This window comes from Vibrio mediterranei (assembly GCF_900088415.1).
GTDB lineage: Bacteria > Pseudomonadota > Gammaproteobacteria > Enterobacterales > Vibrionaceae > Vibrio > Vibrio mediterranei.
The window spans coordinates 418,001-442,645 of record NZ_FLLQ01000003.1; the positions used below are offsets into that span (position 1 = coordinate 418,001).

Here is a 24,645-nt window from a genome sequence, read left to right on the forward strand (position 1 = left end):
AAAGTGAGCGTTAGAGTACTAATTTGTGGTTGATTCGTATAGCAAAGAGATCAAATTTCGGATGATTTAAATTGAACCTATATGAGTCATAATGACTTGTATTTTATCTATGTCCATTTGACTTTATTTTAAGTAATGTGGACTCGTGGTGCCCGAAATATGGGGCCTTTGTTACTTGGTATGATTTGTGCACTTACACAAATGTATGTCATTTTAAGTGAGTCGTTATGCTAAATATTACTGATAAAAAGGTTGAAGAGAAGATACCAGCTTGGCTTCGTCTTGGTTTTCGTCCTTTTTTCTTACTCGGAAGCGTTTATGCCATCTTTGCGGTGGTGGCCTGGGTCATCATGTTCCAAAAAGGTCAGCCTGAAGCGTTGCAAGTCCCCGCGTTATGGTGGCATGCCCATGAAATGATATTCGGTTTTGCGATGGCAATCGTGGTCGGTTTTGTCCTAACAGCAGTGCAGACATGGACCGGAGTTAACGGAACTAAGCATTATCGCCTATTATTGCTCGTTACACTGTGGGGGCTAACACGTGTTTTGTTTTGGACACCAGCACCGTTGTGGTTGACGTCTAGTATTGAGTCTCTGTTCATCTTGCTAGCCGCATACGAAGTAGGTTTTAGGGTTTACCAGTCAAAAGGCTGGAAGAACTTGTTTTTTGTGCCTTTGTTTTTGTTAGCTATTTTTGCCAACTTTGCCAGTTATGCCACTGTTAAAGGAATGCCTCCATTTAGTTCAAGTGCGGTATGGGGCGCGATGATCTGGTGGTTCACTATCCTGATCTCAGTAATGGGCGGTAGAGTGATTCCGTTTTTCTCTTCGCGCCGATTCCAGTTTGATAAACCCCAGCCATTAGTTTGGCTGGAGTGGCTAGCGACGCTGCCTCTGATGGGGTTATTCGTGTTGAGTTTCTTCCCGTTATCATTTGCTGTGCTGGGTAAACCGCTTATGTTGATTGCAGGGCTGTTTCAACTAGTGCGTTGGTTGCGTTGGAAGCCTTGGCTGACGCTTTCTGAACCTTTAGTTTGGTCATTAATGCTGACTTATTTATGTCTGCCATTAAGCCTGTTGTACCGAGGAATGCTAAGCGATGCTTTTGCATCACACGCTATGCTTCACTTGTTTGCGGTAGGTGCGTTAGGTGGCGTAGTTTTATCTATGATCAGTCGCGTGACGATGGGGCATACTGGTCGTGCTATCTATAAGGGCCCTAATATGACATGGGCATTTGTTGCTATTATTGTTGCAGCAGTCATTCGTAGTATTGGTGTGGCCGTGTGGCTACAGCACATGTTCCTGATGATTGATATTAGTGCGGGGCTTTGGGCCTTTGCGTTCGGTATGTATGTATACCACTTTGGCAAAATGCTAGTCACTCCAAGAGTGGATGGTCACCCGGGCTAACATCAATTTAGTGTTCAAAAAAACCAGCCGTGAGGCTGGTTTTTTTGGATTAGGTTAACTTTGACATTTAGTAAGAGTCGTTGTGAACTGCTTGAACAGCTCGACCTGAAGGATCAACACAGTTCCGGAAAGACTCATCCCATTCAAGTGCTTTTGCAGAAGAGCACGCTACCGACGGGCCACCTGGAACACATTGGGCCGCAGATTCGAGTGGGAACAGCTCTTCGAAGATTTCACGGTATGCGTAACCTTCTTTTGTTGTTGGCGTGTTATATGGGAAGCGGAATGCTGCGGTTTCCATTTGTTGGTCAGTCACTTTCGCTTCAGCCACTTCTTTTAGTGTATCAATCCAGCTGTAGCCAACACCGTCAGAGAACTGCTCTTTTTGACGCCATGCGATTGACTCTGGAAGGTAGTGTTCAAAACACTCACGCAGGATGTGTTTTTCCATCTTACCGTTGCCACACATTTTGTCTTCAGGGTTTAAGCGCATTGCTACATCGATAAACTCTTTATCTAAGAAAGGTACACGGCCTTCAACGCCCCATGCTGCAAGTGATTTGTTGGCACGTGCGCAGTCAAACATGTTCAATGCAAGCAGCTTACGAACTGTTTCTTCGTGGAACTCTTTTGCGTTTGGCGCTTTGTGGAAATACAGGTAGCCACCAAAGATCTCGTCTGCCCCTTCACCAGAAAGAACCATCTTAATACCCATTGCTTTGATTTTACGTCCCATTAGGAACATAGGCGTTGAAGCACGGATTGTGGTGACATCATACGTTTCGATGTGGTAGATAACATCGCGAATGGCATCCAAACCTTCTTGAATGGTATAGGTCATCTCGTGGTGAACGGTGCCGATTTGGTCTGCTACTTCACGAGCTGCTTTGAGATCTGGAGCGCCTTCGAGGCCAACTGCAAATGAGTGAAGTTGAGGCCACCATGCCGCTGACTTTTCATCGTCTTCAATACGCATTGCTGCGAAACGTTTTGCGACAGCAGAAGTGATAGAAGAGTCAAGGCCACCTGAAAGTAGTACGCCATAAGGTACATCTGTCATTAGCTGACGTTTAACCGCCGCTTCTAATGCTTCAGTCAGTTCTTCTTTGCTTGTACTGTTGCCTTGCACTGCTGCGTATTCGTTCCAGTCACGAATATAGTAACGCTGAGGCTCTGCATCTTTAGAGCCATAGTAACTGCCAGGAGGGAATTCGCTAATAGTCTTACAAACAGGCACTAGCGCTTTCATTTCTGACGCAACATAGTAGTTACCGTGTTCGTCGTAGCCTTGGTAAAGCGGAATGATACCAATATGGTCACGGCCAATAAGATACTCATCTTTCTCTTCATCATAAAGGACGAAAGCGAAAATGCCGTTTAGCTCTTCTAGTAGGTCTGCACCCATGTCTTGGTATAGCGCTAGAATGACTTCACAATCTGAGTCAGTTTGGAACTCATATTTGCCTTCATAGCGAGCACGAATTTCTTTGTGGTTGTAGATTTCACCATTAACAGCAAGGATGTGTTTTTTATCTTGGCTGTAAAGTGGTTGAGCACCACTATTTAGGCCAACGATAGCTAGGCGCTCATGCGCAAGAATTGCTTTGTCTGAAGCATAGATACCAGACCAATCTGGTCCACGATGACGAAGCTTTTTAGACATCTCTAACGCGACTGGACGTAGAGCGGCTGCATCACTTTTTATGTCTAAAATGCCAAATACTGAACACATACAACTTCCTTTTAGATGAAATTTAACGCTGTTGAGTTCAATTTGCCATCTGCTCAAAAAAAAGCAACCGTGATGAACGAAAAAGATGATAAAAGTGAGGTTTGATTAAATTTTTTTTAATTAAATGGCTTTTTTGGTATATAGCATTTAGATATTGGTGCTTTGATGGTCAATTAACCACAAAAAAAGCCGGATTGACCGGCTTTTAAATATGTTTGTAGAGGTTGTTATTTGAGGTTAGGTTGCAGCTGATCGCACACATGGCGTGCGAAACCACTACCTGCTTCGCTGTAGATATTAAATGCTGCATTGACACCCATCTGCTCCAACTCATCCAATTGATCTGGGTAAGCGGCGATAGCAGCAATTTGCCCTTTAAACTGCTTTTGGTGAAGTAGGTCTAACGCAGTTTGATTACCTTGATGGTGGGGCATTGCCAGCAATACCAACTTTACATGAGCTGTGTCGAGAATACGTTCCCAGAAATCAGGGTCGGTGGCGTCGCCGGCTATAACATTTCTGCCTTCCTCTCGATGTTGCTTAGCGGCTTCTTCGCGCACTTCAACACCTAGGCTAACTTTTCCATATCGTTGGTAGAGCTCGTCATAAGCACCAGTGCCGATTCGTCCCATGCCAAGAATCAGAACTTGAGCTTCGCCTGGATTGATGAATTGATCGCGGGTATTGATCTTCTCTGCTGCTTGTTCCTTTAGCCACTTCGCACTGCGCAAGTAAATGCTGTGCCCAATTCGGTTTAGAGGGGCAGAAACGATAAAGGACAACGATACGGCAATGGCTAACGCGACTAAGATGTCACCGGAAATCCAACCCAGTTTGTAAGCCAAGCCACCGACAATGAGACCGAACTCACTGAAGTTAAACAGAGTGAGTGTAGTCAAAAGACATGTACGGACACGGAATTTAAATGCGTTGATGACCACGAAGTACAGAATGCCTTTTAGTGGCAGTAACAATAGGAGCAATGCTCCGAGCACAAAACCTTCGATAGTAGGCTGATCAGCAAGACCAATATTGAGGAAAAAGCAGACTAAGAACAGCTCTTTTAGATTGAAAAGTGATTTTGACAGCTCAGAAGCTTTAGAGTGTGAAGCTAACAGCATACCCAAGATAAGCGCACCCAAATCTGGCTTCATTCCAACCAATTCAAATAACCCCGCGCCCATGACGAGCGCGAAGAAGATGCCACTTAAAACGAGCATTTCGCCATGTCCGGCTTTATTTAATAGCTTGAACATGATGGGACGAAGGAGAGGAAGAGCAAATAGTCCGATGGCATACCATTCTGGGAACTTGCCTGTCGAAGCCGTTAAAAATATGACCGCGAAGATATCCTGCATAACCAGAATACCAATAGCGAGTGTGCCATAGGTAGCATTCATCTCGCCTTTTTCTTGCAAGGTTTTTACTGCAAATACAGTGCTCGAGAATGAGAGAGCAAAGCCCAGCAGAATAAGTTGCTCAATGTCGAGAGTAGCAAGACTAGAAACGCCCAGAATTTTCAAACCTAACAACAAAACGGCGAACAAAAGTGTCGAAAGTAGATTGTGAATGGTTGCGCCGGCCCAAATTTCTTTGGACAACAAAGTTTTAATGTCGAGCTTTAAGCCAATAGTAAACAGTAGAAGTGTCACACCAAGATCGGCAAGGGTGGTAATGGTATCGGTTGATTCAAAACCAAAGTGATGCAGAATAAACCCAGCAAGTAGAAAACCTACTAAGGGTGGTAGTTGACATTTCAATGCGAGGAAACCCGCGATGAAGGCGACGGTTATAAGGATCAGTTCCATAGTATTTTTTATTATCTGAAGACAAAAAGACCACACCGAAGTGTGGTCACATATTCTACATAATTTATGTAAGGGTTTGTTTGTTATTTCAAAACATTTTCTCAATCTTCGAGTAGTTTTTGTAACAAAACCCCATTTAACATGGCGCGTTTGATCATAGCGAATGCGCCCATTGTTGGTTGCTTATCGATTTCTGAAGCAACAATCGGTAGTTCTGTATGGAATGTCGTTAATGACTGGTTTTCGACATTACGACGAATCGCTGGGAAGACAATCTCTTTTGCCATGGTAATGTCACCAGCAATAATAATTTTTTGCGGGTTGAACAGGTTAATAGTGATTGCGATGGCTTTGCCGAGTTGGTTGCCTACTCGAACCAAGCTCTGTTTGGCTAACTCGTCGCCATTTAATGCGTGTGAGCAAACATCTTCAATGGTGATGTGCTCTTTTAGAGCAAGTGTTGACTCATACCCTTGTTCAATCAGCTTTTTAACGCGTTTGACAATTGCTGGGTTAGCCGCAACCGTTTCTAAGCAGCCAAAGTTGCCACATTGGCATTGTTCACCTAGCGGATCGATTTGGATGTGGCCAATTTCACCCACATTGCGGTTGTGCCCTAAGAACACTTGGCCATTGACGATAATACCAGCACCAGTGCCACGGTGAACACTGACCAATATGGAATCTTGGCAATCACGGCTTGCGCCAAAGTAATGTTCTGCCAGAGCTAAACCACGAATATCGTTACCTACAAAACACTCTACTTTGAATTGAGCACGAACTAGATCAGCGAGCTCGAGTTTGTCGATGTCGGTATTTGGCATATATTCAACAACACCCGTAGTCGGGTTAACCAGACCGGGTAGGGTAATGCCAATAGCAATAAGCTGTTCGATTTTAGGACTGTGTTCTTTTAGAAATTCGCGAAGCGATGTCACCAAGCCTTCGCTAAGTTCACTTTGATTGGTGTAGTAAAAATCATTATGGGAGAAGGCCATTTCACGGCCACCCAAATCGTAAAGAGAGAACTGCACATAATCTCGACCGAGACGTACAGCGACAGAGTGGAAAGGCTCCACTGCTGTCGTTAGAGAGATGGCTCTGCGTCCACCTGTTGAGGCTTGTTGAGCGACCTCTTTGATAAGGCCGCGCTCCAATAATTGGCGGGTAATCTTGGTAACGCTTGCAGGTGCCAGCTGGCTAACATCAGCAACTTGAATGCGAGAAATAGGCCCTTGTTGGTCTATTAAACGGTAAACCGCTGCACTGTTAAGTTGTTTTACTAAATCTACGTTACCTATTTGTCCGCCATTCATGCTCAATTTTGCTCGTATTGTCCGTTAACAATTGTGCCTTGGACATTATAATCTCTATCGAATACGGTCAAGTTAGCAATCATGCCTTTCTTAATACGGCCAAGCTTGTCTTCTAAACCCATTGCTTTAGCAGGGTAAAGCGTCGCCATTCGTAGAGCTTCGTCCAAAGCGATACCAGCGTGTTCAACTGTGTTCTGAACCGCCTCAATCATTGTAAGTGCGCTGCCACCTAGCGTGCCGTTTTCATCCACGCACTTACCATCCTTGTAATATACTTTCTTACCGACAAAAATAAAGTAATCCATGTCAGCACCCGCTGGAGCTGTGGCGTCCGTCACTAATACTAACTTTTCACCTTTCACTTTATGCGCGATGCGAATGTTCGCATAGTCAACATGGAAACCATCGGCAATCACACCGGCGTAGACATCTGGCGTATCGTAGATAGCACCAACAACGCCTGGCTCACGACCTGTCATTGGCGTCATCGCATTAAATAAATGCGTTGCGAATGTAATGCCAGATTCAAAACCTTTACGGGCTTCTTCGTAAGTGGCATTAGTGTGGCCAATTGAGACCACAATACCTGCTTTACGTAGCTTTTCGATATGCTCTGGTGCGTTTTGTTCCGGAGCTAAGGTCACTTTTGCGACGAGGTCGCGGTTTTCACAGATAAGGTCGATCATTGCATCGTCAGATTGACGAATGAAGTCAGGGCTATGAATGCCTTTTTTCGCAACGTTTAGGTAAGGACCCTCTAGGTGTAGGCCAAGAGAGTGGTTTTGGTACTGGCTGTGGTATTCGCGAGCAGCGGTCAATGCCTGACGCATATTGTCATCAGATGAAGTAATCAGCGTAGGTAAGAAGCTAGTACAGCCTGACTTAAGGTTAGCTCTATGCATGGTATGGATAGTGTCAGCGGTTATTTCGTCATTGAACATCACACCGCCACAGCCGTTTAGCTGCAAATCAATAAAACCCGGGCTTAGGTTTGCACCGTTTAAATCCAAGCACTTAATGTCACTTGGAAGCTCTGCGCTAGGCAGAACTGACTCGATTTGGTCACCATTGATTAGCACCGCATGATTGGTGAGAACGTCACTACCCGTGAAGATCTTACAGTTAGTTAATGCATACATAGTTAGCGAATCCTTGTGTTGTATTCTCTTTAGCTCATTGCGGTTATCGAAACAGTGAAGATTCGACTTAGTTTTCTGCTTGTAGCAATGAGACGGATTTAGTAGTCAGCAAGTTTTAATTAGATAAAACAGTCAAAGTAACTTAATGATAATGAGGGAGTTATTGTTATTTTATGTGTAGTCATTACATTGGAAAAGTTGATTCCAATCGCAAAATAATCGCTACTTAGTGCAACTCTCTCAGGCAAAATCCTACTTAGATTTTGCTATTTTTTCGTATGATAAAATAAGTTTTATGATCTAGCTAGCAAAAAGCCTCTATTTTGGCAAAAACTGGTGATTATGATCACAAATGGTGAGGTTTTAATTTGCGGAGCAAAATTAATTTCATAAACTGAATAGGACTAAATTGAACGGCTAAAATAAGTCGTCCAACAAAATTCAAATCCTATAGGGGGAACTTAAGGTGAATATGCTAGGATATGCACAGAAGCTAGGTAAAGCGTTAATGCTACCTATCGCAACGCTTCCGATTGCGGCGCTTCTACTACGTTTGGGTCAAGGCGACCTTTTAGACATTCCATTTATGGCGCAAGCTGGTGGAGCGATTTTCGGTCAACTACCTCTGCTATTCGGTCTAGGTATTGCGATTGGTCTTTCTAAAGACGGTAACGGTGCAGCAGGTCTTGCTGGTGCAGTTGCTTACTTCGTTCTAACTGCGACAGCAACAACAATCAACGCTGACGTTAACATGTCATTCTTCGGTGGTATCTTCGCAGGTATCATTGCAGGTCACTCTTACAACGCATTCCATGCGACTCGTCTTCCAGAATGGTTGGCATTCTTCGCAGGTAAGCGTCTAGTTCCTATCATGGCTGGTCTATTTGCTCTAGTAGCAGGTGCGATCTCAGGTGTGGTTTGGCCTAGCATCCAAGGTGGTCTTGACGCTCTAGCACACGCAGTATCAACTTCTGGCGCAATTGGTCAGTTCGTTTATGGTACGCTTAACCGTGCACTTATCCCTGTAGGTCTTCACCACGTTCTTAACTCATACTTCTGGTTCGGTATGGGTACGTGTCAAGAAGTTCTAGTTACTGGCGCTCAAGCTGCTGGTCAAGCGCTTCCTTCTCTACAACAGCTTTGTGTAGACCCAGCTCTTGCTAAGACTCTAGTAGCTGGTCAAGCTCATACATTCGAGTTTGCTAACTCTGTAACTCCTGAAATCACAGCAACAGTTAAAGAAGTTACTGAAACAGTGAAAACTGGTGACCTACACCGCTTCTTCGGCGGCGATAAGAGCGCTGGTGTATTCATGAACGGCTTCTTCCCTGTAATGATGTTTGGTCTACCAGGTGCAGCACTAGCAATGTACCTAGCAGCACCTGCTGAGAAACGCAGCCAAGTTGGTGGTGCACTATTCTCTGTAGCATTCTGTTCATTCCTAACTGGTATCACAGAGCCACTAGAGTTCATGTTTGTATTCCTAGCACCTGCACTATATGCAATGCACGCAGTATTTACTGGTCTAGCTCTAGTTGTTGCTAACATGTTTGGTACGCTACACGGCTTCGGCTTCTCTGCTGGTCTAATCGACTTCGTATTGAACTGGGGTCTAGCTACGAAACCATTCACACTACTACTAATCGGTCTAGGCTTCGGTGCTCTATACTTCTTCACATTCAGCTTCGCAATCCGCGCTTTCAACCTGAAGTCGCCTGGTCGTGAAGACGATGATGTAGAAGTAGAAGTTGACGGTGACGTGAAAAACGGTGACCTAGCTCGCCAATACCTAAAAGCCCTAGGTGGTCACGATAACCTAACTTCAATCGATGCTTGTATCACACGTCTACGTCTAACGCTTAAAGACCGCTCTGTTGCTGACGAAGCGGTACTTAAAAAGCTAGGTGCGAAAGGTGTAGTGAAACTAGGTGAAAATAACCTACAAGTTATCCTAGGCCCTCTAGCTGAAATCATTGCCGGTGAAATGAAGTCTATCGGTGCTGGTGAAGACCTATCAGAAGTAAAACTTCCATAGTCTAGCTACTCATTGATTTCCATAGTAAAGCCTCTCATTTGAGAGGCTTTTTTTATGCCTCTTTTCTTCTGCTTTTTCACCGTTCAACTTTCAGTACTAAAATAATCTTGTGAAAATGCGAGTTCTTGTTGAGGTTTCGCAAGGAATTGTGGATCATTAGCGTTTATATATCTGACAATACTTAAAACATAGAGGTGTTATAGATGAGTGAAGCTGAGGCTCGTCCATCGAACTTTATTCGCCAAATCATTGATAAAGATTTAGCGGATGGCAAGCATACTAGCGTGCATACTCGTTTTCCGCCGGAGCCAAATGGTTACCTGCATATCGGTCACGCAAAATCTATTTGTTTAAACTTCGGTATTGCTCAGGACTATCAGGGACAATGTAATCTTCGTTTTGATGATACAAACCCTGAAAAAGAAGACGTTGAATACGTTGAGTCGATTAAGAATGATGTAAGCTGGTTAGGCTTTGAGTGGTCTGGTGACGTGTGTTATTCATCAAACTACTTCGATAAGCTTTACGAGTATGCGGTTGAATTGATTAATAAAGGCTTAGCGTATGTTGACGAGCTAAGTCCAGAGCAGATCCGCGAGTATCGTGGAACGCTTACCGCACCTGGTAAACCAAGCCCATATCGTGATCGTTCAGTTGAAGAGAACTTAGCGCTATTCGAAAAAATGCGTGATGGCGGCTTCGAAGAGGGTACAGCTTGTCTTCGTGCCAAGATCGACATGAGTTCATCATTTATGGTTATGCGCGATCCTGTGCTTTATCGTGTTCGTTTCGCTCACCACCATCAAACAGGTGACAAGTGGTGCATTTATCCGATGTATGACTTCACTCACTGTATTTCAGATGCGCTTGAGGGCATTACCCACTCGCTATGTACGTTAGAGTTCCAAGATAACCGTCGCTTGTACGACTGGGTTCTTGAAAACATCACTATTGATTGCCAACCGCATCAGTATGAGTTCAGTCGTCTGAACTTGGAATACACAGTGATGTCAAAGCGTAAGCTTAACCAACTGGTGACTGAGAAACTGGTTAACGGCTGGGATGACCCGCGTATGCCAACGATTTCTGGTCTGCGTCGTCGTGGATTTACGCCTGCTTCAATTCGTGAGTTCTGCAAACGTATCGGTGTGACAAAACAAGAGAACATGATCGAGTTTGGTTCTCTAGAGTCATGCGTTCGCGATGATTTGAATGAGAACGCTCCTCGTGCAATGGCTGTTTTAGATCCTGTGAAGATTGTGATCGAAAACTACCAAGGTGAAGGTGAAACCTTATCAATTGCAAATCACCCGAATAAACCAGAAATGGGTACACGTGAAGTACCATTTACTCGTGAAGTTTGGATTGAACGTGAAGATTTCCGCGAAGAAGCCAACAAGAAGTATAAGCGTCTTGTTTTAGGTAAAGAAGTTCGTTTACGTGGTGCCTATGTCATCAAAGCAGAGCGCATTGAGAAAGACGAAGCTGACAATATTACTACGATTTTCTGTAGTTACGATGCTGATACGCTAGGTAAAAATCCAGCTGACGGTCGTAAAGTGAAAGGCGTTATTCACTGGGTATCAGCGGATAAAGGTCTACCTGCTGAGATTCGCCTGTATGATCGCTTGTTTACTGTTGCTAACCCTGCGGCGGCGGATAACTTTGCTGAAACCATCAATCCAGAGTCTCTAGTTGTGTCAAAGGGCTTTGTAGAGCCAAGTTTGGCAGTAGCAGATGCTTCTCAAGGTTACCAATTTGAGCGTATGGGTTACTTCTGTGCGGACATCAAAGACTCTAGTGCTGAATCTTTGGTTTTCAACCGTACCGTTGGTCTACGTGATACTTGGGCTAAGGTCGAAGCAAAATAATCACTTTAAGCCTCTCTTTTCTAAGAGAGGCTTTAGATACTAAAAAACCAGCCACAATGGCTGGTTTTTTTAATTCTACCCATTTTGCGTGTTAACGAGGTTCGTGCGCTTTAGGGTTATCTTTGCATGCTCCACCAATGCACTTACCATAGAGGTAAAGGCTGTGGTTGGTGAGTTCGATATTATAACGAGCGGCAATCTCTTTTTGACGAGTTTCAATCACATCGTCAGAGAACTCGATAACCTCACCACAATCTAGGCACACAAGGTGATCATGATGGTGCTGAGTAGAAAGCTCAAATACCGATTTACCACCTTCGAAGTGATGGCGTGTAACAATACCCGCATCATCAAATTGGTTTAGAACACGGTAAACCGTTGCTAAACCGATCTCTTCTCCAAGATCGATGAGCTTCTTGTACAGATCTTCTGCACTGATATGTTGGTACTCTGGCTTCTGCAGTACTTCTAAAATTTTTAGTCGCGGCAGCGTGACTTTCAGTCCCGCGTCTTTAAGTGCCTTATTGTTGTCTGACATAAACTTTCCTGTAATGATCTGCAGCAATAAACAGATTTCAGTAATCTATTCATTATAGGGTACTACAGCGTAACAATAAACCTCGAACTTCAAAGGGTTACTAAGTATTAACATAGAAGGCGAACAATGTCACTTTACAAACACATCTGACCAGTTACAATTCGTTTACATATCAAGTTGGATTGCGAGTTATGGATAAACGATTAGCGAAAATTTATAAACCCAAATACGTGAAGTTTGCATTGAACATCTGGCCACCCTTTTGGGGAGCCGGGATAAAAATCACTGAGATCAGTGAGGATTTTCGTTCAGTTAAAGTGCGGTTAAAACTGAAGTGGTGGAACAAAAATGCCAATCGTTCCCAGTTTGGCGGCAGTATTTTCGCCATGACTGATCCTATCTATTCGTTGATGTTGATGGGAATTCTTCGCGAGCAATATTATGTTTGGGATAAAGAAGCCAGTATCGATTTTATCAAGCCAGGTTTTTCTGACTTAAATGCTGAGTTTGTCGTGAGCCAAGATATGTTGGACGGCATTCTACATAGCACGGCAACAGGGGATAAGTGCTTTCCAGAGTTTGTCACTCACATTCACAACCAACATGGTGAGATCGTCGCCACCATCCAACGTAAACTTTATATTCGTAAGAAGCCTAAATATCGCGCAGAAACGGAAAATGAAACGACGTCGGTGCAAGCTTAGTTTTTACCAGTAGTACACAACACGGTTATGGTTTGGTTTATTATTAACTGAATTAATGATGTAGTGAGGTGACAGTGAAGCGTTTAATCATTTTGGGTTTAACAGTGCTCTTTAGCGGTACTGTATTTTCAGAAACCTTAACACCTGAAATTTTGAGACAGCTCAACGACGATCTTGCTCATACTCAATTTAAGCAAGTTGACCCTAAAATCACAATCTCTGATATGCACCTTGCGCTCAATGATGGGATTTTGTTTAGAACGACCACATATCGATATGCGGGAGACCCAGAAACAGAATCAATGACTACCTGGATGCTAGAGGCGATGACTCAGCAAGTCTGTCAGCAGCTGATGCCTATACTTAATGGACGGTTTAGTAATGTTAGCCAAATTGCTGCAACAGAGTCGATTGAGTTTGAAACAGGCCAAATTGCATCCAAAACCCGAATTTGTAGTGCTTCTGATACCCAATCAAAATAAAAAAACCTCCTAATTGGAGGTTTTTTTGCACTCACGTTGAAGAGTGAATTAATCTTCTAGCTCAGCTAAGCACATTTCTTCATAAAGTTGCTTAGTCCAGTTAGATACGCGCTCATCAGTTAGTTCTGGCTGGCGGTCTTCGTCGATACACAGGCCAACGAATTGTGACTCATCGCCTTCAACAAGTGCTTTAGAAGCTTCAAACTCGTACCCTTCAGTTGGTGTGTAACCAATGATAGTACCGCCTTTTGCTTCAACGATGTCACGTACTGTACCCATAGCATCACAGAAGTACTCTGCGTAGTCTTCTTGGTCACCACAGCCAAAGATAGCAACAAGCTTAGTTGAGAAGTCAATGCCTTCTAGCTCTGGGAAGAAATCATCCCAATCTGCTTGAGCTTCGCCGTAATACCAAGTTGGGATACCTAAAAGCAGTAAATCGAAGTTGTCGATATCTTCTTTGCTGCTTTTTGCAATGTCTTGAACGTGAACGAGCTGTTTACCCAATTGTTTTTGGATCATCTTTGCAATAGCTTCTGTGTTGCCAGTATCGCTACCAAAGAATAGACCTACACTTGCCATAGATTCAGTACCTTTTCATTGTCTGTGTTGGATTAAGGAACCGGAACGTTAGCCGAGTCCTGTGCCTTCCCAGCTGAGCTGAATAATGCCTTTTGCGACAAAACCTGCACACCCTAAGAACAGCACAAGCCATACAATACGTCGACCAAAAACAGGAACATTACCTTGTTTGAGGACATCTTTGATTGCCATACCGATCAAAAAGAAGATCGCTGCAAACAGTAGATCCAAACCAATAGATTCCAGTTTGTTTATGTAGTCGTAAAGCATGGTATTCCTTTATGCCAATATGCTTGCGCGGAACTATACCACTGTTGTTCGATAAAGTTAATGCGTGCTCGCAGTCGAGTAATGGTTTGACGTCAAATTTAGATAAATTTGCGTATAGCTCTTAGTACTTCTGCTGGTTTTTCTGCATGAAGCCAATGCCCAGTATTGGCAATAACATGCGCTTTGGCATTTGAAAATTGAGCTTGTATCAAAGGTTGATGTTCGGCCGTGAGGTAATCTGAGTCTCCGCCTTTAATAAATAAAATCGGAACATTACTTTTCTCAATTGGTTGCCAGCTCAAGATAGCTAAGTAGTTACGTTTCAAGCTCTCAACATTAAAACGCCAAGCAAGATAGTCATCGTGTTTATACAAAGATTTACCAAGAAATTGGCGAACCCCTTCCATTTCGATGTGTTGACTCATTAGCGCCATAGCATCAGCGCGCGACGTTGGCTTACTGGCAATTACTGCGTCTAGTCCAGACAAAACATTGTCATGTCTGCGCACAGTGTACTCGACAGGAGACATGTCCATCACAATCAGTTTTGAAAGTGGGTAGTCAAAATCACACAAACGCATAGCAACTTTGCCACCCATTGAATGACCGATGACGATTGGCTTGGTGATATCCAATGATTCAAGCAGTTGCACCACATCTTGAGCCATTAAGGTGTAGTTATGATCATCACTATGGAAAGAACGACCATGGTTGCGTAGGTCGATACTGATGACATCAAAGTCTTGTTTTAGGTCTCTGGCCAAAACACCAAGGTTGTTCAAGTCTCCGAACAGACCGTGGATGAGGACGACAGGTAAGCCTTGACCTTCTCTTTTATAGTTCAATAAAGCTGACATTTTTCTGTTATTCGTGATGTGTTTAACGTAGAGGTTCATCGCGGAACTCGTTATAATCACCCAGAGTTTAAACATAGAGACTGTGAAAAGCGAATGAAAACAATTGAGGTTGATGAGGATCTATACCGTTATATTGCAAGCCAGACCCACCACATTGGCGAAAGTGCTTCAGATATCTTACGACGTTTATTAAAGGTAGATGCAGCCGAAACGGAACAGAAACCAGCTGCCGCTAAAACTATCGTCGTTAGTAAAGAGATCCCTCAGGTAGAGGCGGTAGATTCAGTAAAAGAAATGCGCTCATTGCTGATTTCTGACGAGTTTGCTGGATTGAAAAAAGCTATCGATAGATTTATGTTGGTACTATCAACTCTGCATCGCTTAAATCCAGAAGGCTTCTCTGAAGCTTCACAAGTTAAAGGTCGCAAACGCGTTTATTTCGCAAATAATGAAGCGGCTTTGCTAGAAAGCGGCAATACGACTAAGCCGAAAGCAATTCCTAATACCCCTTTCTGGGTTATCACCAACACTAATACCAGTCGTAAAAGGCAAATGGTGGAGCAGGTGATGACCATGATGGATTATCCCGCCGAACTCATCGAAAAAGTGACGGCATCCATCTAAGATTTCGATTCAAACCTCATAATGTTCATATTGAAACGAGTATTATGAGGTTTTTTTTATTTTTAAGCTTAATTTTGAAAGGACGTCTGTTATGGCTATACACCCACGCGCGGGCCAAAAGGCTCAGCAAGAAGACCTGCATAATATTCCTGCGCTCGTTGCTAATTACTTTTTAATTCAACCTGAAGCTGGCAACCAAGCACAAAGTGTGCAATTTGGTACTTCCGGTCACCGTGGTTGCGCTGACAAAGCAACCTTCAATGAAAACCACATTTTAGCAATAGCGCAAGCTGTTGCTGAAGTTCGTGCAGAAAAGGGCACTACAGGTCCACTTTTCGTAGGTAAAGATACTCACGCATTGTCAGAGCCTGCATTCTCAACTGTCGTTGAAGTGCTTGTAGCAAACGGCGTTACTGTTATCGCTCAAGAGAACAATGGTTACACCCCAACACCGGGTATTTCTCACGCTATTCTTACTCATAACTTAGCAAATGCGGATAAAGCGGATGGTATTGTTATTACACCATCGCATAACCCACCACAAGATGGTGGCATCAAGTACAACCCAACGCATGGCGGTCCAGCAGAAGCAGAACTTACTCAGGCTATTGAGGATCGTGCTAACGACATCATTACTAATGAAATGAAAGACGTGAAACGTCTTCCTATTGCAGTAGCAAAATCTCAGCCTTTATTCCAAGAGCGTGACCTTGTTAAGCCGTACATCGATGACTTGGTAAATGTGATTGATATGGAAGCGATTCAGAAGTCAAACCTGAAAATCGGCGTTGATCCATTAGGTGGTTCAGGTATCGATTACTGGCGTCAAATTGCCAGCGCTTACAACTTGGATCTGACGTTAGTCAGCGAAGCGGTAGACCCATCATTCCAGTTTATGTCTTTAGATAAAGACGGCGTGGTTCGCATGGACTGCTCATCACCTTATGCGATGGCTGGATTACTGGCGCTTAAAGATGACTACGATTTAGCATTTGGTAATGACCCAGATTATGACCGTCACGGTATTGTGACGCCAAAAGGCCTAATGAACCCGAACCACTATTTGGCTGTTTGTATCGACTATCTGTACCGTCATCGTAACCAGTGGCGTGACGATGTGGCAGTAGGTAAGACGCTAGTATCGAGTGCGCTAATTGACCGTGTGGTTGCCGACCTTGGCCGCACACTGTGTGAAGTACCTGTGGGCTTTAAGTGGTTTGTAGATGGTCTGTATAACGGCGAGTTTGGCTTCGGTGGTGAAGAAAGTGCTGGTGCGTCCTTCTTACGTAAAGACGGAACGCCATGGTCAACGGACAAAGACGGTATCATCCTTTGCTTGCTAGCTGCTGAAATTACCGCGGTAACGGGTAAGAATCCACAAGAGTACTACGAGGAGCTGGCAGCGAAGCACGGTGAATCTAAGTACAACCGTATTCAAGCTGTTGCCAACACTGAACAAAAGAATGTACTTAAGAAACTGTCTCCAGAAATGGTAGCGGCAGAAACGTTAGCTGGTGATGCCATCACAGCTCGTCTGACGCACGCTCCAGGTAACGGTGCTGCAATCGGCGGTCTGAAAGTGACGACAGAAAACGGCTGGTTTGCGGCTCGTCCGTCAGGCACAGAGGACATCTATAAGATTTATTGTGAAAGCTTCAAAGGTGAAGAGCATTTGAAACTGATCGAGGCAGAAGCGCAAGAAATCGTCAATCAGGTGTTTGCCGCAGCAGGTCTGTAATCTTAATCTGACAGATTAACGATTAGTTCTACTATTAATAATATTGTAATAAGCGGTCGCAAATTGCGGCCGTTTTTTTATGCAATAGTTTCGAATAAAACGCAGATAAAAAAACACCGCCATTTAGGCGGTGTAAGAAAATTTGACAGACAGGTCAAAAATACAGGAAGTACACACATCGACTAGGGGATAACTAGCCAAAGTGTGGTGGTAGAATCTACCTAACTCGAAAATCGAGATTGCAAACACAACATCGCAAGCGCAAGTCAATTGATTCTACAGAGAATCAAGCCGTTCAGACTCGCGTTTGCGGGATGAAATATAGAATTTCTCTGGCTGTTCGGCAATGGACAATTTATAATGTTTCAGATTAAAAAAACTAATGCTTTAGAGAGTCGCTATGTCTAGACGTTTGCCTCCACTTAACTCGCTAAAAGTTTTTGAAGCTGCAGCGCGCCATTTGAGTTTTACTCGCGCAGCGGAAGAACTGTTTGTGACCCAAGCTGCGGTCAGTCATCAGATTAAAGCCCTTGAAGAATTCTTGGGATTAAAACTGTTTCGTCGCCGTAATCGTTCATTATTGCTTACCGAAGAAGGGCAAGGCTATTTTCTTGATATCAAAGATATATTTACCTCTTTAGCTGAAGCGACAGATAAGGTATTAGAGCGAAGCGAAAAAGGTGCGTTGACCATCAGCTTACCGCCGAGCTTTGCGATTCAATGGTTGGTTCCTAGGCTTGCTGACTTTAATGAGCAAGAACCTGACATTGATGTGCGCATAAAAGCGGTGGACATGGATGAGGGTTCGCTAACGGATGACGTTGACGTAGCGATTTACTACGGCCGAGGTAATTGGCCTGGTTTACGTGCTGATAAGCTCTATCAGGAGTTTTTGGTACCACTCTGCTCTCCAGCATTGTTACTTGGCAATAAGCCTTTAGATGCGCTATCTGATTTGTCAAAACACACCTTATTGCATGATACCTCTCGTAAAGACTGGAAGCAGTTTGCGAAACAAAACGAGATTGATGGCGTAAATGTGAATCATGGCCCGATATTCAGTCACTCGACTATGGTGCTGCAAGCCGCGGCACATGGGCAAGGGATTGCTTTAGGGAATAACGTATTAGCTCAACCCGAGCTTGATGCTGGGCGATTGATTGCTCCGTTTGATGAAGTGCTAGTCACCAAGAATGCGTTTTACGTCGTGTGCCATGATAAACAAGCAGATATGGGACGTATCGCGACCTTTAGAGATTGGATGTTAGCTAAGGCACAGAGTGAGCAAGAGGAACTTCTGGATGAATAATGTTGTGTTTGATGGCCCAGAAAATGGACCACTGTTCTTATTTGCTCACGGTGCGGGCGCTGGAATGGACCACGAGTTCATGCAAGATGTCACCACGCGTTTGGCTGAAAAAGGGGTTCGCGTTGCTCGTTTCAATTTTCCTTATATGGAAAAACGTGCAATAGATGGCAAAAAACGCCCACCTGATCGTGCGCCTAAACTGTTAGAGGCGATGACTGCAGTCATAGAGGAAGTTGCTGATGGTCAGCCGATAGTGATTGGTGGTAAGTCGATGGGAGGACGTATGGCATCCATGCTATCTAAACATCCCATGGTTCAATCCATTGCTTGTTTAGGTTTCCCATTCCATCCTCCTGGTAAACCAGAGAATTATAAAGGTGCACATTTAGCGACGATTGATAAACCGATTCTTATTATCCAAGGAGAGCGAGATACGTTTGGGAAATTTGAAGAATTCGAACAGTTCGAGTTTTCAGACCAAGTCTCAACCAGCTTTATCCCCGATGGTGATCATAGCTTTAAGCCTCGCAAGTCTTCGGGGTTCACGGAAGCCCAAAATAGACAGTTAGCCGTAGATCGTCTCGCGTTGTTTATCAAAGGGATCTCTGATGTCTAGTCGCTTTCTTGTCATAGTTGCTTCTATCTCAGGGCTGTTGAGTGTTGCGCTTGGGGCGTTTGCTGCCCACGGTTTGAAAAAGATACTGTCGCCTTATCTTATTGGCGTTTTCGAAACGGGCGTGACTTATCAGTTTATTCATACTTTAGCTATCCTACTGTGTGCTTTGTTGGCAACGATCGTTAGCAACCCTAATTCTCGAAAGGCATTTCATCGTGCTGCAATTTGCTTTATCATCGGCATCCTTTTCTTTAGCGGTAGTCTATACGCCTTAGCGCTAACAGGGGTGAAGTGGTTTGGACCTATCACTCCAATGGGCGGCGTGATGTTTATGGTAGGTTGGGCATTTCTCGCCTACGCTGGATATCAGATGACTGACGAAACAACCAAAGATGGAGTCAATCAGTGAAACAAGTAATGCTTTATTGCCGCTCTGGATTCGAGAAAGAGTGTGCAGGTGAGATTCAAGACAAAGCGAATGCCATTGAAGTATTCGGCTTCCCTAGAGTGAAGAATAACTCTGGCTATGTGATATTTGAATGTTACCAAGCAGGCGATGCAGATAGATTGATTCGTGAGATCGATTTCCAATCACTGATTTTTGCTCGTCAAATGTTTGCCATCGCGAGTGAACTAGAGTCACTCCCAGCAGAAGACCGTATTACGCCGCTAATAGAATCATTGGAGTCCATTGAGCAATTTCCTCGCTGTGGGGATTTACGTATTGAAACTCCTGATACTAATGAAGCGAAAGAGCTTCTTAAGTTCTGTCGTAAGTTCACGGTGCCGGTTCGCCAAGCGATGCGTGGTAAAGGTTATCTGTTCAATAAAGAGCATAGTAAGAAGCCGGTGCTGCATATTTGCTTTATTCGTTCAGGACACTGCTTTGTTGGTTACTCCTATCCAGAAAATAGCTCAGCGTTTTTCATGGGTATCCCTCGTCTTAAGTTCCCGGCGGATGCGCCAAGTCGCTCAACATTAAAGCTTGAGGAAGCATTCCATGTCTTTATCCCTAAAGAAGAGTGGGATACTCGATTAGCATCAGGCATGTGGGGCGTTGATTTAGGTGCTTGTCCAGGCGGTTGGACGTATCAATTAGTGCGTCGTTCGATGTTTGTTCATGCTATCGATAATGGCATGATGGCAGACAGCTTAATGAATACTGGTCAAGTTAAGCATCATCAAGTCGATGGTTTTAAGTTTGAGCCACCACGTAAAAACGTTACTTGGTTGGTGTGTGATATGGTTGAGAAACCAGCTCGTGTTGCTCATCTGATGGGCGAGTGGTTGATTCGTGGTTGGGCGAAAGAGACTATCTTTAACCTGAAGTTGCCAATGAAAGGTCGCTATGACGAAGTTCTTCAGGATATTGAAAACCTTAAGGTATTCTTAATCGAGAACAAGGTGAAGTTTAAGCTTCAAGCTAAGCACTTGTATCACGACCGTGAAGAAATCACAGTGCACATCCAAGTGCTATCCAACATCTCACCTCATTAAAGCGTATTGGGGGCTTAAGACTGAGCACTTGAGCCCTCGAATCTGATATCTTGTAAATTAAAGCCTAACTCAATGTCGGTTTTGAGTGCGGCAACCTGCTTACACTTTCTCGCCATTTCAATATGCTCATCTAACTTCTTACGGTATTTAGCTGCGAGGTCCTCTGAGGCATAAGCCGACTCGATATCGTCGAACTGATTAAGGATTTCCTTGGCCGCTTTAGGTCCTACCCCGGCAACCCCGGGTACTTGTGATGAGCTGATTCCGGTTAACCCCCAGTAGTTGGCTAGTTGCTCCGGTTTGACCCCAAACTCTTGCTCAACAAATGGTGCGTCTAGCCAACGGTGTTGGAAATAATCGCGAATTTGTAATGTTGGCGAAAGTATCTGGCAATAGCCTTTATCGGTAGAAATAATGGTGACTTTCTCGTTGTGACTGGCTACTTTTACCGCCAAGGTCGCGACCAAGTCATCAGCTTCATCACCTTCAGAAAGCAAGGAATCGATGCCTAATTGCCACCAAGCATCTTGTATTTTTTCCAACCCATTGAATAAAGGTTCAGGCATGGGTTTACGGCTTTGCTTGTATTCAGGAAGGATGTCAGCGCGCCAACCTCGATCCTGTTCATGATGGTCAAACACGGCAATGATATGCGTGGGTTTGGACTCGTCTAAAATGCGATGTAAGGTTCTCGACGTGGTTTGAATGGTTCTGTCGATATCTGTTGGGTCGGGTTGAACCGCATGTACTCGGCGGATGAGATTGAGTGCATCGATGATAACGAGATGAATTGACATAAATTTAAGGCCACTTGAGAACGTGGCCTTATTGTAAATAATCTTCAGTTGAGTTTCAGTGTTTTATTCGCCGTTGGCGATTCGATAACATGGAACATACTCAGAACCCGGTAATTTCATGCGTTGTTGCGCCACGAAATCAGCTAACAATCGGTCCATTTTCTTCATTAATGATTTATCACCGTCAATGATAAATGGTCCATGTTTCTCTATCTCTTTGATGCCTTCAGCTTTAACGTTACCAGCTACGATGCCGGAAAACGCTTGGCGCAGGGCGGCTGCTAGGTTTTCAGGTCTTTGGTTAAGATGTAAATCTAACCCTGCCATATTTTCATGAGTGGGGTCGAACGGAAGTTGGAACTCAGGTTCAATATGCAGTGACCAGTTGTAGCTGTATGCATCGCCCGTTTTTTTACGATGTTCTTTTACTGTTGGCATCGCCTGTTTCATGATTTGTGCAGCTTTCTCTGGATTATCAATAATGATCTGATAATACTTCGTCGCTTCTTCGCCAAGGGTCGAACGGACAAACTCATCAATGGAGCGGAAGTAGGCTTCGCTCTCTTTTGGACCTGTCAGGACGATTGGCATTGGCTGGTCGGCATTATTCGGATGCATCATGATACCAAGGATATATAGTAGTTCTTCCGCTGTCCCTGGACCACCTGGGAAAATAATAATACCGTGGGCAATTCGAACAAACGCTTCCAAGCGCTTTTCAATGTCGGGCATGATAACCAGCTCATTGACGATTGGGTTTGGTGGCTCGGCCGCAATAATTGATGGTTCGGTTAAACCTAGATAACGCTGCTCAGTATAACGCTGTTTGGCGTGACCAATCGCGGCTCCTTTCATTGGTCCTTCCATTGCGCCTGGACCACAACCAGTGCAGATATTAAGCTCTCGTAGACCAAGTTCGTTACCGACTTCTCGAGTGTACTGGTATTCTGTTGGGTTTATGGAGTGTCCGCCCCAACAGACAATCAAATTAGGTTCGATACCCGGAATCAATGTGCCCGCATTACGTAAGATACCAAACACTAAGTTAGTGATATGGGTAGAGTTGGTCAGGTTAAGTCGCTGACTATCGGCCAAGTGCATGTTGACGTATACGATGTCACGTAACACAGAGAAGAGGTGTTCTTGGATACTTTTGATAATATGACCATCCACGAATGCATGTTCTGGTGGATTGGCTAGTTCAAGTTTGATGCCGCGTTCACGGCGCATGACATTAACATCAAAAGTCTTATATTTGTCGAGCAGCTCTTTTGAGTTGTCGGTGTGGCTGCCGGAATTGAGTACCGCTAAGGTACAATTGCGATACAGTTGATAAAGGTCACTAGATGCGGTTTTTTTAAGACGCTCTACTTCTAGCTGAGACAGCAGGTCCATACTCCCTGCTGGGCTAATATGCGTGATCATAAGCATTTCCTTTTCTAGAACCGAAAGCGATTCATGTCTCGCTACTGTCTGTATTTGTTGGCTGAAAGCTTAAGAGTCAAATATCAGACAGTGAACCAATCGCCTTAGTTATTCGTGTTGTTATAGTTATTTGCGTTGCTATAGTTACTCGCGTTTTGCAGTCGGTCGCGTAGTTTTAGTTATTGGCTGTGGACTTAGTTCCAGCAATAGCTTCGGTTAAGTACACAGATAACTATTAGATTAGCAAATGTGACACAAGTTTCTATAACTATTTGAAAAATAAAAGAGGACTAGGGCTTCCAAGCCAATTGGTTAGGACCGAGTTTTTGAGTGTGTGTGATCGTTTTGTGTAAACGCTCAAGCACTTCATCTGGGGTGTCATTGTGACTAAAGGCCGTACTTGCTGCTGATAAAGTGATAGTGATCAGTTGGTCACGGAATTTGAATGGTAAGTTGCTGATTTTAGTTTGTATTTCTCTAACTTTAGCTTGGCAATAAGCTTCATTTTGCTCAGGCATAATCAGTACAAACTCTTCGCCAGAGAAGCGAGCAACGGTATCTGTCTTTGAAACTGTGCTTGAAATGGTTTTAGCGATGATTTTAAGAGCCTTATCTCCAGCGCTATAGCCAAAGTTGTGGTTTATGCTCTTAAACTTATCGATATCAAAGATAATAACCCAGAGTGGATGCTGATTCTTAAGCCAGCGACGATATTCGATCTCAAGTTTATCCAGCAAAGCGGTACGATTGTAGACCTTAGTAAGGGGGTCTAACAGCATGCGTTTGGATTGATCCTCTAGGCGGCGTCGATAGTCTTGAGTGACATCGTAAAGTGACTCAAGCTGATTATTGCTGTGCGTCATTCTTTCTAACAAGGCTTGTTCACGAGCTTCGGCATGTTGCAGGCGCTCGGTTAGGGAAGCTAGTTGAGCAAACAATGGATTCATGGTTCGCTTAGCATCTTCTAAGTCTTGCAAGTTGGCGATACTGTTTTGTCCCGTAGTCACTAAATCACTGAGTTCTTTACTCATGATTTGTCGCTGCTCAAAGTAGATTTGATTCTGATCGAGGTTTTGAGCATTGCTTTTTATTGAGGACGAAAGTGACGTATTTACTCGTTCTAAAAATTGCTCTGAGGTGCGACGCTCATATTTGGTGGCATCAATAACCAAACGTAGTACTTGTAAGGTCAGCTCGAGCAAGTTATTGCCGGAGGCATCAGTAAGTAGCTTAGAGCGAATTTCAAACAACTGCTCCCCAGGCTCACCGTCAAAATCAAGTTCTGTAATCAGGTTCTGAAGCTCGTCACCTAAGGTTAACAGTAAAGCGGAATCCGCACTGATTTCTGGTTCTTTGGAGGTTAACGCAGAGTTTGAGGTAATAATCTTGATGGCACGTTCATAAATTGCCAGCAGTTTCACCGCGTTATCAGTGAGTTTTAGTGAGTTGTTGTCGTTGTAAGCAAGGATAGAGCGCAGGTCACGCTTGATTTGAGCGGGTAGGCCAGCAACGCGCTGCAACGTTTCGCCACTGCGTCGAGTCTGCTCTTCCAATGAGCTTTGTTGTTTTTCCATGGCAACTGCCTTTTGACCGATCAGGCGCTCCAAAATAGCAAACTTTGGCACCAAACTACTGATGTCTTTGTTATGCTCTAACTCATGGCGTAATTCAATCAGTTTGTCATCAATTCGCGAGTGCGAACCAATATGGGCGTGACTTAAGGTACCAATAAAGCGTTTTAGAATGGTTTGCTCACGACGAGATTTCAGCGATGCATCTCGTTGAGCAACGCGTAATTGCTCCAACTGCATTCTAAGCTGATGGAGATTCTCCATTGTCTCGCTATCCTGTGAGCCCATAAATCCTATAAAAACAAACTAGTTGTCAAACTTA

At 44.0% G+C, this 24,645-nt stretch carries 22 protein-coding genes; 11 read left to right on the top strand and 11 right to left on the bottom strand.

The features are described from left to right. Window positions 1-227 precede the first annotated feature (227 nt). A complete protein-coding gene (locus VME0621_RS11785) occupies window positions 228-1,412 on the top strand; it encodes an NnrS family protein (RefSeq protein ID WP_062456910.1) in 1,185 nt (394 codons plus the stop codon). 67 nt (window positions 1,413-1,479) lie between these two features. Here the strand turns inward: VME0621_RS11785 and asnB are convergent, their stop codons facing one another. From asnB to nagA, 4 genes are all read right to left on the bottom strand, one after another. Beyond that, window positions 1,480-3,144 carry an asparagine synthase B gene (gene asnB / locus VME0621_RS11790; protein WP_062456912.1) on the bottom strand — a complete coding sequence of 555 codons (1,665 nt, stop codon included), beginning with the start codon at window positions 3,142-3,144 and terminating at the stop codon, window positions 1,480-1,482. 227 nt (window positions 3,145-3,371) lie between these two features. Further along, on the bottom strand, window positions 3,372-4,952 hold the full coding sequence (locus VME0621_RS11795; protein WP_006071902.1) for a cation:proton antiporter domain-containing protein: 1,581 nt from the start codon (window positions 4,950-4,952) through the stop codon (window positions 3,372-3,374). A gap of 101 nt (window positions 4,953-5,053) precedes the next feature. Then, window positions 5,054-6,268 (bottom strand): DNA-binding transcriptional regulator NagC, encoded by a 1,215-nt coding sequence (gene nagC, locus VME0621_RS11800; RefSeq protein ID WP_006071900.1) that lies wholly within the window; start codon window positions 6,266-6,268, stop codon window positions 5,054-5,056. A 2-nt stretch (window positions 6,269-6,270) separates the two neighbouring features. Further along, window positions 6,271-7,407 (bottom strand): N-acetylglucosamine-6-phosphate deacetylase, encoded by a 1,137-nt coding sequence (nagA, locus tag VME0621_RS11805; RefSeq protein ID WP_006071898.1) that lies wholly within the window; start codon window positions 7,405-7,407, stop codon window positions 6,271-6,273. A 466-nt stretch (window positions 7,408-7,873) separates the two neighbouring features. On the opposite strand from nagA, the gene nagE reads away from it, so the two are divergent. Further along, window positions 7,874-9,442 (top strand): N-acetylglucosamine-specific PTS transporter subunit IIBC, encoded by a 1,569-nt coding sequence (gene nagE / locus VME0621_RS11810; protein ID WP_038222489.1) that lies wholly within the window; start codon window positions 7,874-7,876, stop codon window positions 9,440-9,442. Between the two features lie 203 nt (window positions 9,443-9,645). Continuing rightward, window positions 9,646-11,313 (top strand): glutamine--tRNA ligase, encoded by a 1,668-nt coding sequence (glnS, locus tag VME0621_RS11815; protein ID WP_062456916.1) that lies wholly within the window; start codon window positions 9,646-9,648, stop codon window positions 11,311-11,313. A 91-nt stretch (window positions 11,314-11,404) separates the two neighbouring features. On the opposite strand, the gene fcrX is transcribed toward glnS, so the two are convergent. Then, window positions 11,405-11,851, bottom strand: coding sequence for a ferric iron uptake transcriptional regulator FcrX (fcrX, locus tag VME0621_RS11820; RefSeq protein ID WP_006071894.1), 447 nt, complete (start codon window positions 11,849-11,851; stop codon window positions 11,405-11,407). 191 nt (window positions 11,852-12,042) lie between these two features. On the opposite strand from fcrX, the gene VME0621_RS11825 reads away from it, so the two are divergent. Then, window positions 12,043-12,555, top strand: coding sequence for a DUF4442 domain-containing protein (locus VME0621_RS11825; RefSeq protein WP_062456919.1), 513 nt, complete (start codon window positions 12,043-12,045; stop codon window positions 12,553-12,555). Between the two features lie 74 nt (window positions 12,556-12,629). Further along, the gene (locus VME0621_RS11830; protein ID WP_038225437.1) at window positions 12,630-13,037 is read left to right on the top strand and encodes a hypothetical protein; all 408 of its coding nucleotides are present in this window, start codon (window positions 12,630-12,632) and stop codon (window positions 13,035-13,037) included. Window positions 13,038-13,085: 48 nt separating this feature from the next. On the opposite strand, the gene fldA is transcribed toward VME0621_RS11830, so the two are convergent. The 3 genes from fldA to VME0621_RS11845 all read right to left on the bottom strand — a co-directional run bounded on the left by fldA (window position 13,086) and on the right by VME0621_RS11845 (window position 14,746). Next, entirely contained in the window at window positions 13,086-13,619 is a 534-nt protein-coding gene (gene fldA / locus VME0621_RS11835; RefSeq protein WP_006075773.1) for a flavodoxin FldA, read from the bottom strand. 48 nt (window positions 13,620-13,667) lie between these two features. Then, window positions 13,668-13,889: a DUF2788 domain-containing protein gene (locus VME0621_RS11840; RefSeq protein ID WP_006075772.1), complete on the bottom strand. Its 222-nt coding sequence runs from the start codon at window positions 13,887-13,889 to the stop codon at window positions 13,668-13,670. A 98-nt stretch (window positions 13,890-13,987) separates the two neighbouring features. Beyond that, window positions 13,988-14,746 carry an alpha/beta fold hydrolase gene (locus VME0621_RS11845; RefSeq protein WP_038225575.1) on the bottom strand — a complete coding sequence of 253 codons (759 nt, stop codon included), beginning with the start codon at window positions 14,744-14,746 and terminating at the stop codon, window positions 13,988-13,990. Between the two features lie 93 nt (window positions 14,747-14,839). Between VME0621_RS11845 and seqA the strand changes: the two genes are divergently transcribed. The 6 genes from seqA to rlmM all read left to right on the top strand — a co-directional run bounded on the left by seqA (window position 14,840) and on the right by rlmM (window position 20,530). Continuing rightward, the gene (gene seqA, locus VME0621_RS11850) at window positions 14,840-15,370 is read left to right on the top strand and encodes a replication initiation negative regulator SeqA (RefSeq protein WP_038225436.1); all 531 of its coding nucleotides are present in this window, start codon (window positions 14,840-14,842) and stop codon (window positions 15,368-15,370) included. A 91-nt stretch (window positions 15,371-15,461) separates the two neighbouring features. Next, a complete protein-coding gene (gene pgm, locus VME0621_RS11855) occupies window positions 15,462-17,108 on the top strand; it encodes a phosphoglucomutase (alpha-D-glucose-1,6-bisphosphate-dependent) (RefSeq protein WP_062456922.1) in 1,647 nt (548 codons plus the stop codon). Between the two features lie 400 nt (window positions 17,109-17,508). Beyond that, the gene (locus tag VME0621_RS11860) at window positions 17,509-18,417 is read left to right on the top strand and encodes a transcriptional regulator GcvA (protein WP_038225434.1); all 909 of its coding nucleotides are present in this window, start codon (window positions 17,509-17,511) and stop codon (window positions 18,415-18,417) included. After that, window positions 18,410-19,033: an alpha/beta family hydrolase gene (locus VME0621_RS11865; protein WP_062456925.1), complete on the top strand. Its 624-nt coding sequence runs from the start codon at window positions 18,410-18,412 to the stop codon at window positions 19,031-19,033. The genes VME0621_RS11860 and VME0621_RS11865 overlap by 8 nt, the downstream gene beginning before the upstream one ends. Next, the gene (locus tag VME0621_RS11870) at window positions 19,026-19,442 is read left to right on the top strand and encodes a DUF423 domain-containing protein (RefSeq protein ID WP_062456929.1); all 417 of its coding nucleotides are present in this window, start codon (window positions 19,026-19,028) and stop codon (window positions 19,440-19,442) included. The genes VME0621_RS11865 and VME0621_RS11870 overlap by 8 nt, the downstream gene beginning before the upstream one ends. After that, complete coding sequence (rlmM, locus tag VME0621_RS11875; RefSeq protein WP_062456932.1) at window positions 19,439-20,530, top strand: 23S rRNA (cytidine(2498)-2'-O)-methyltransferase RlmM; 1,092 nt, start codon at window positions 19,439-19,441, stop codon at window positions 20,528-20,530. The genes VME0621_RS11870 and rlmM overlap by 4 nt, the downstream gene beginning before the upstream one ends. A gap of 14 nt (window positions 20,531-20,544) precedes the next feature. Here the strand turns inward: rlmM and xni are convergent, their stop codons facing one another. From xni to VME0621_RS11890, 3 genes are all read right to left on the bottom strand, one after another. Further along, window positions 20,545-21,327, bottom strand: a complete 783-nt coding sequence (xni, locus tag VME0621_RS11880) for a flap endonuclease Xni (RefSeq protein WP_062456935.1) — start codon at window positions 21,325-21,327, stop codon at window positions 20,545-20,547. 63 nt (window positions 21,328-21,390) lie between these two features. Further along, window positions 21,391-22,752 (bottom strand): nucleotide 5'-monophosphate nucleosidase PpnN, encoded by a 1,362-nt coding sequence (gene ppnN / locus VME0621_RS11885; RefSeq protein ID WP_031496516.1) that lies wholly within the window; start codon window positions 22,750-22,752, stop codon window positions 21,391-21,393. A gap of 290 nt (window positions 22,753-23,042) precedes the next feature. Continuing rightward, window positions 23,043-24,611 (bottom strand): diguanylate cyclase domain-containing protein, encoded by a 1,569-nt coding sequence (locus VME0621_RS11890; RefSeq protein ID WP_062456938.1) that lies wholly within the window; start codon window positions 24,609-24,611, stop codon window positions 23,043-23,045. Window positions 24,612-24,645: the final 34 nt, after the last annotated feature.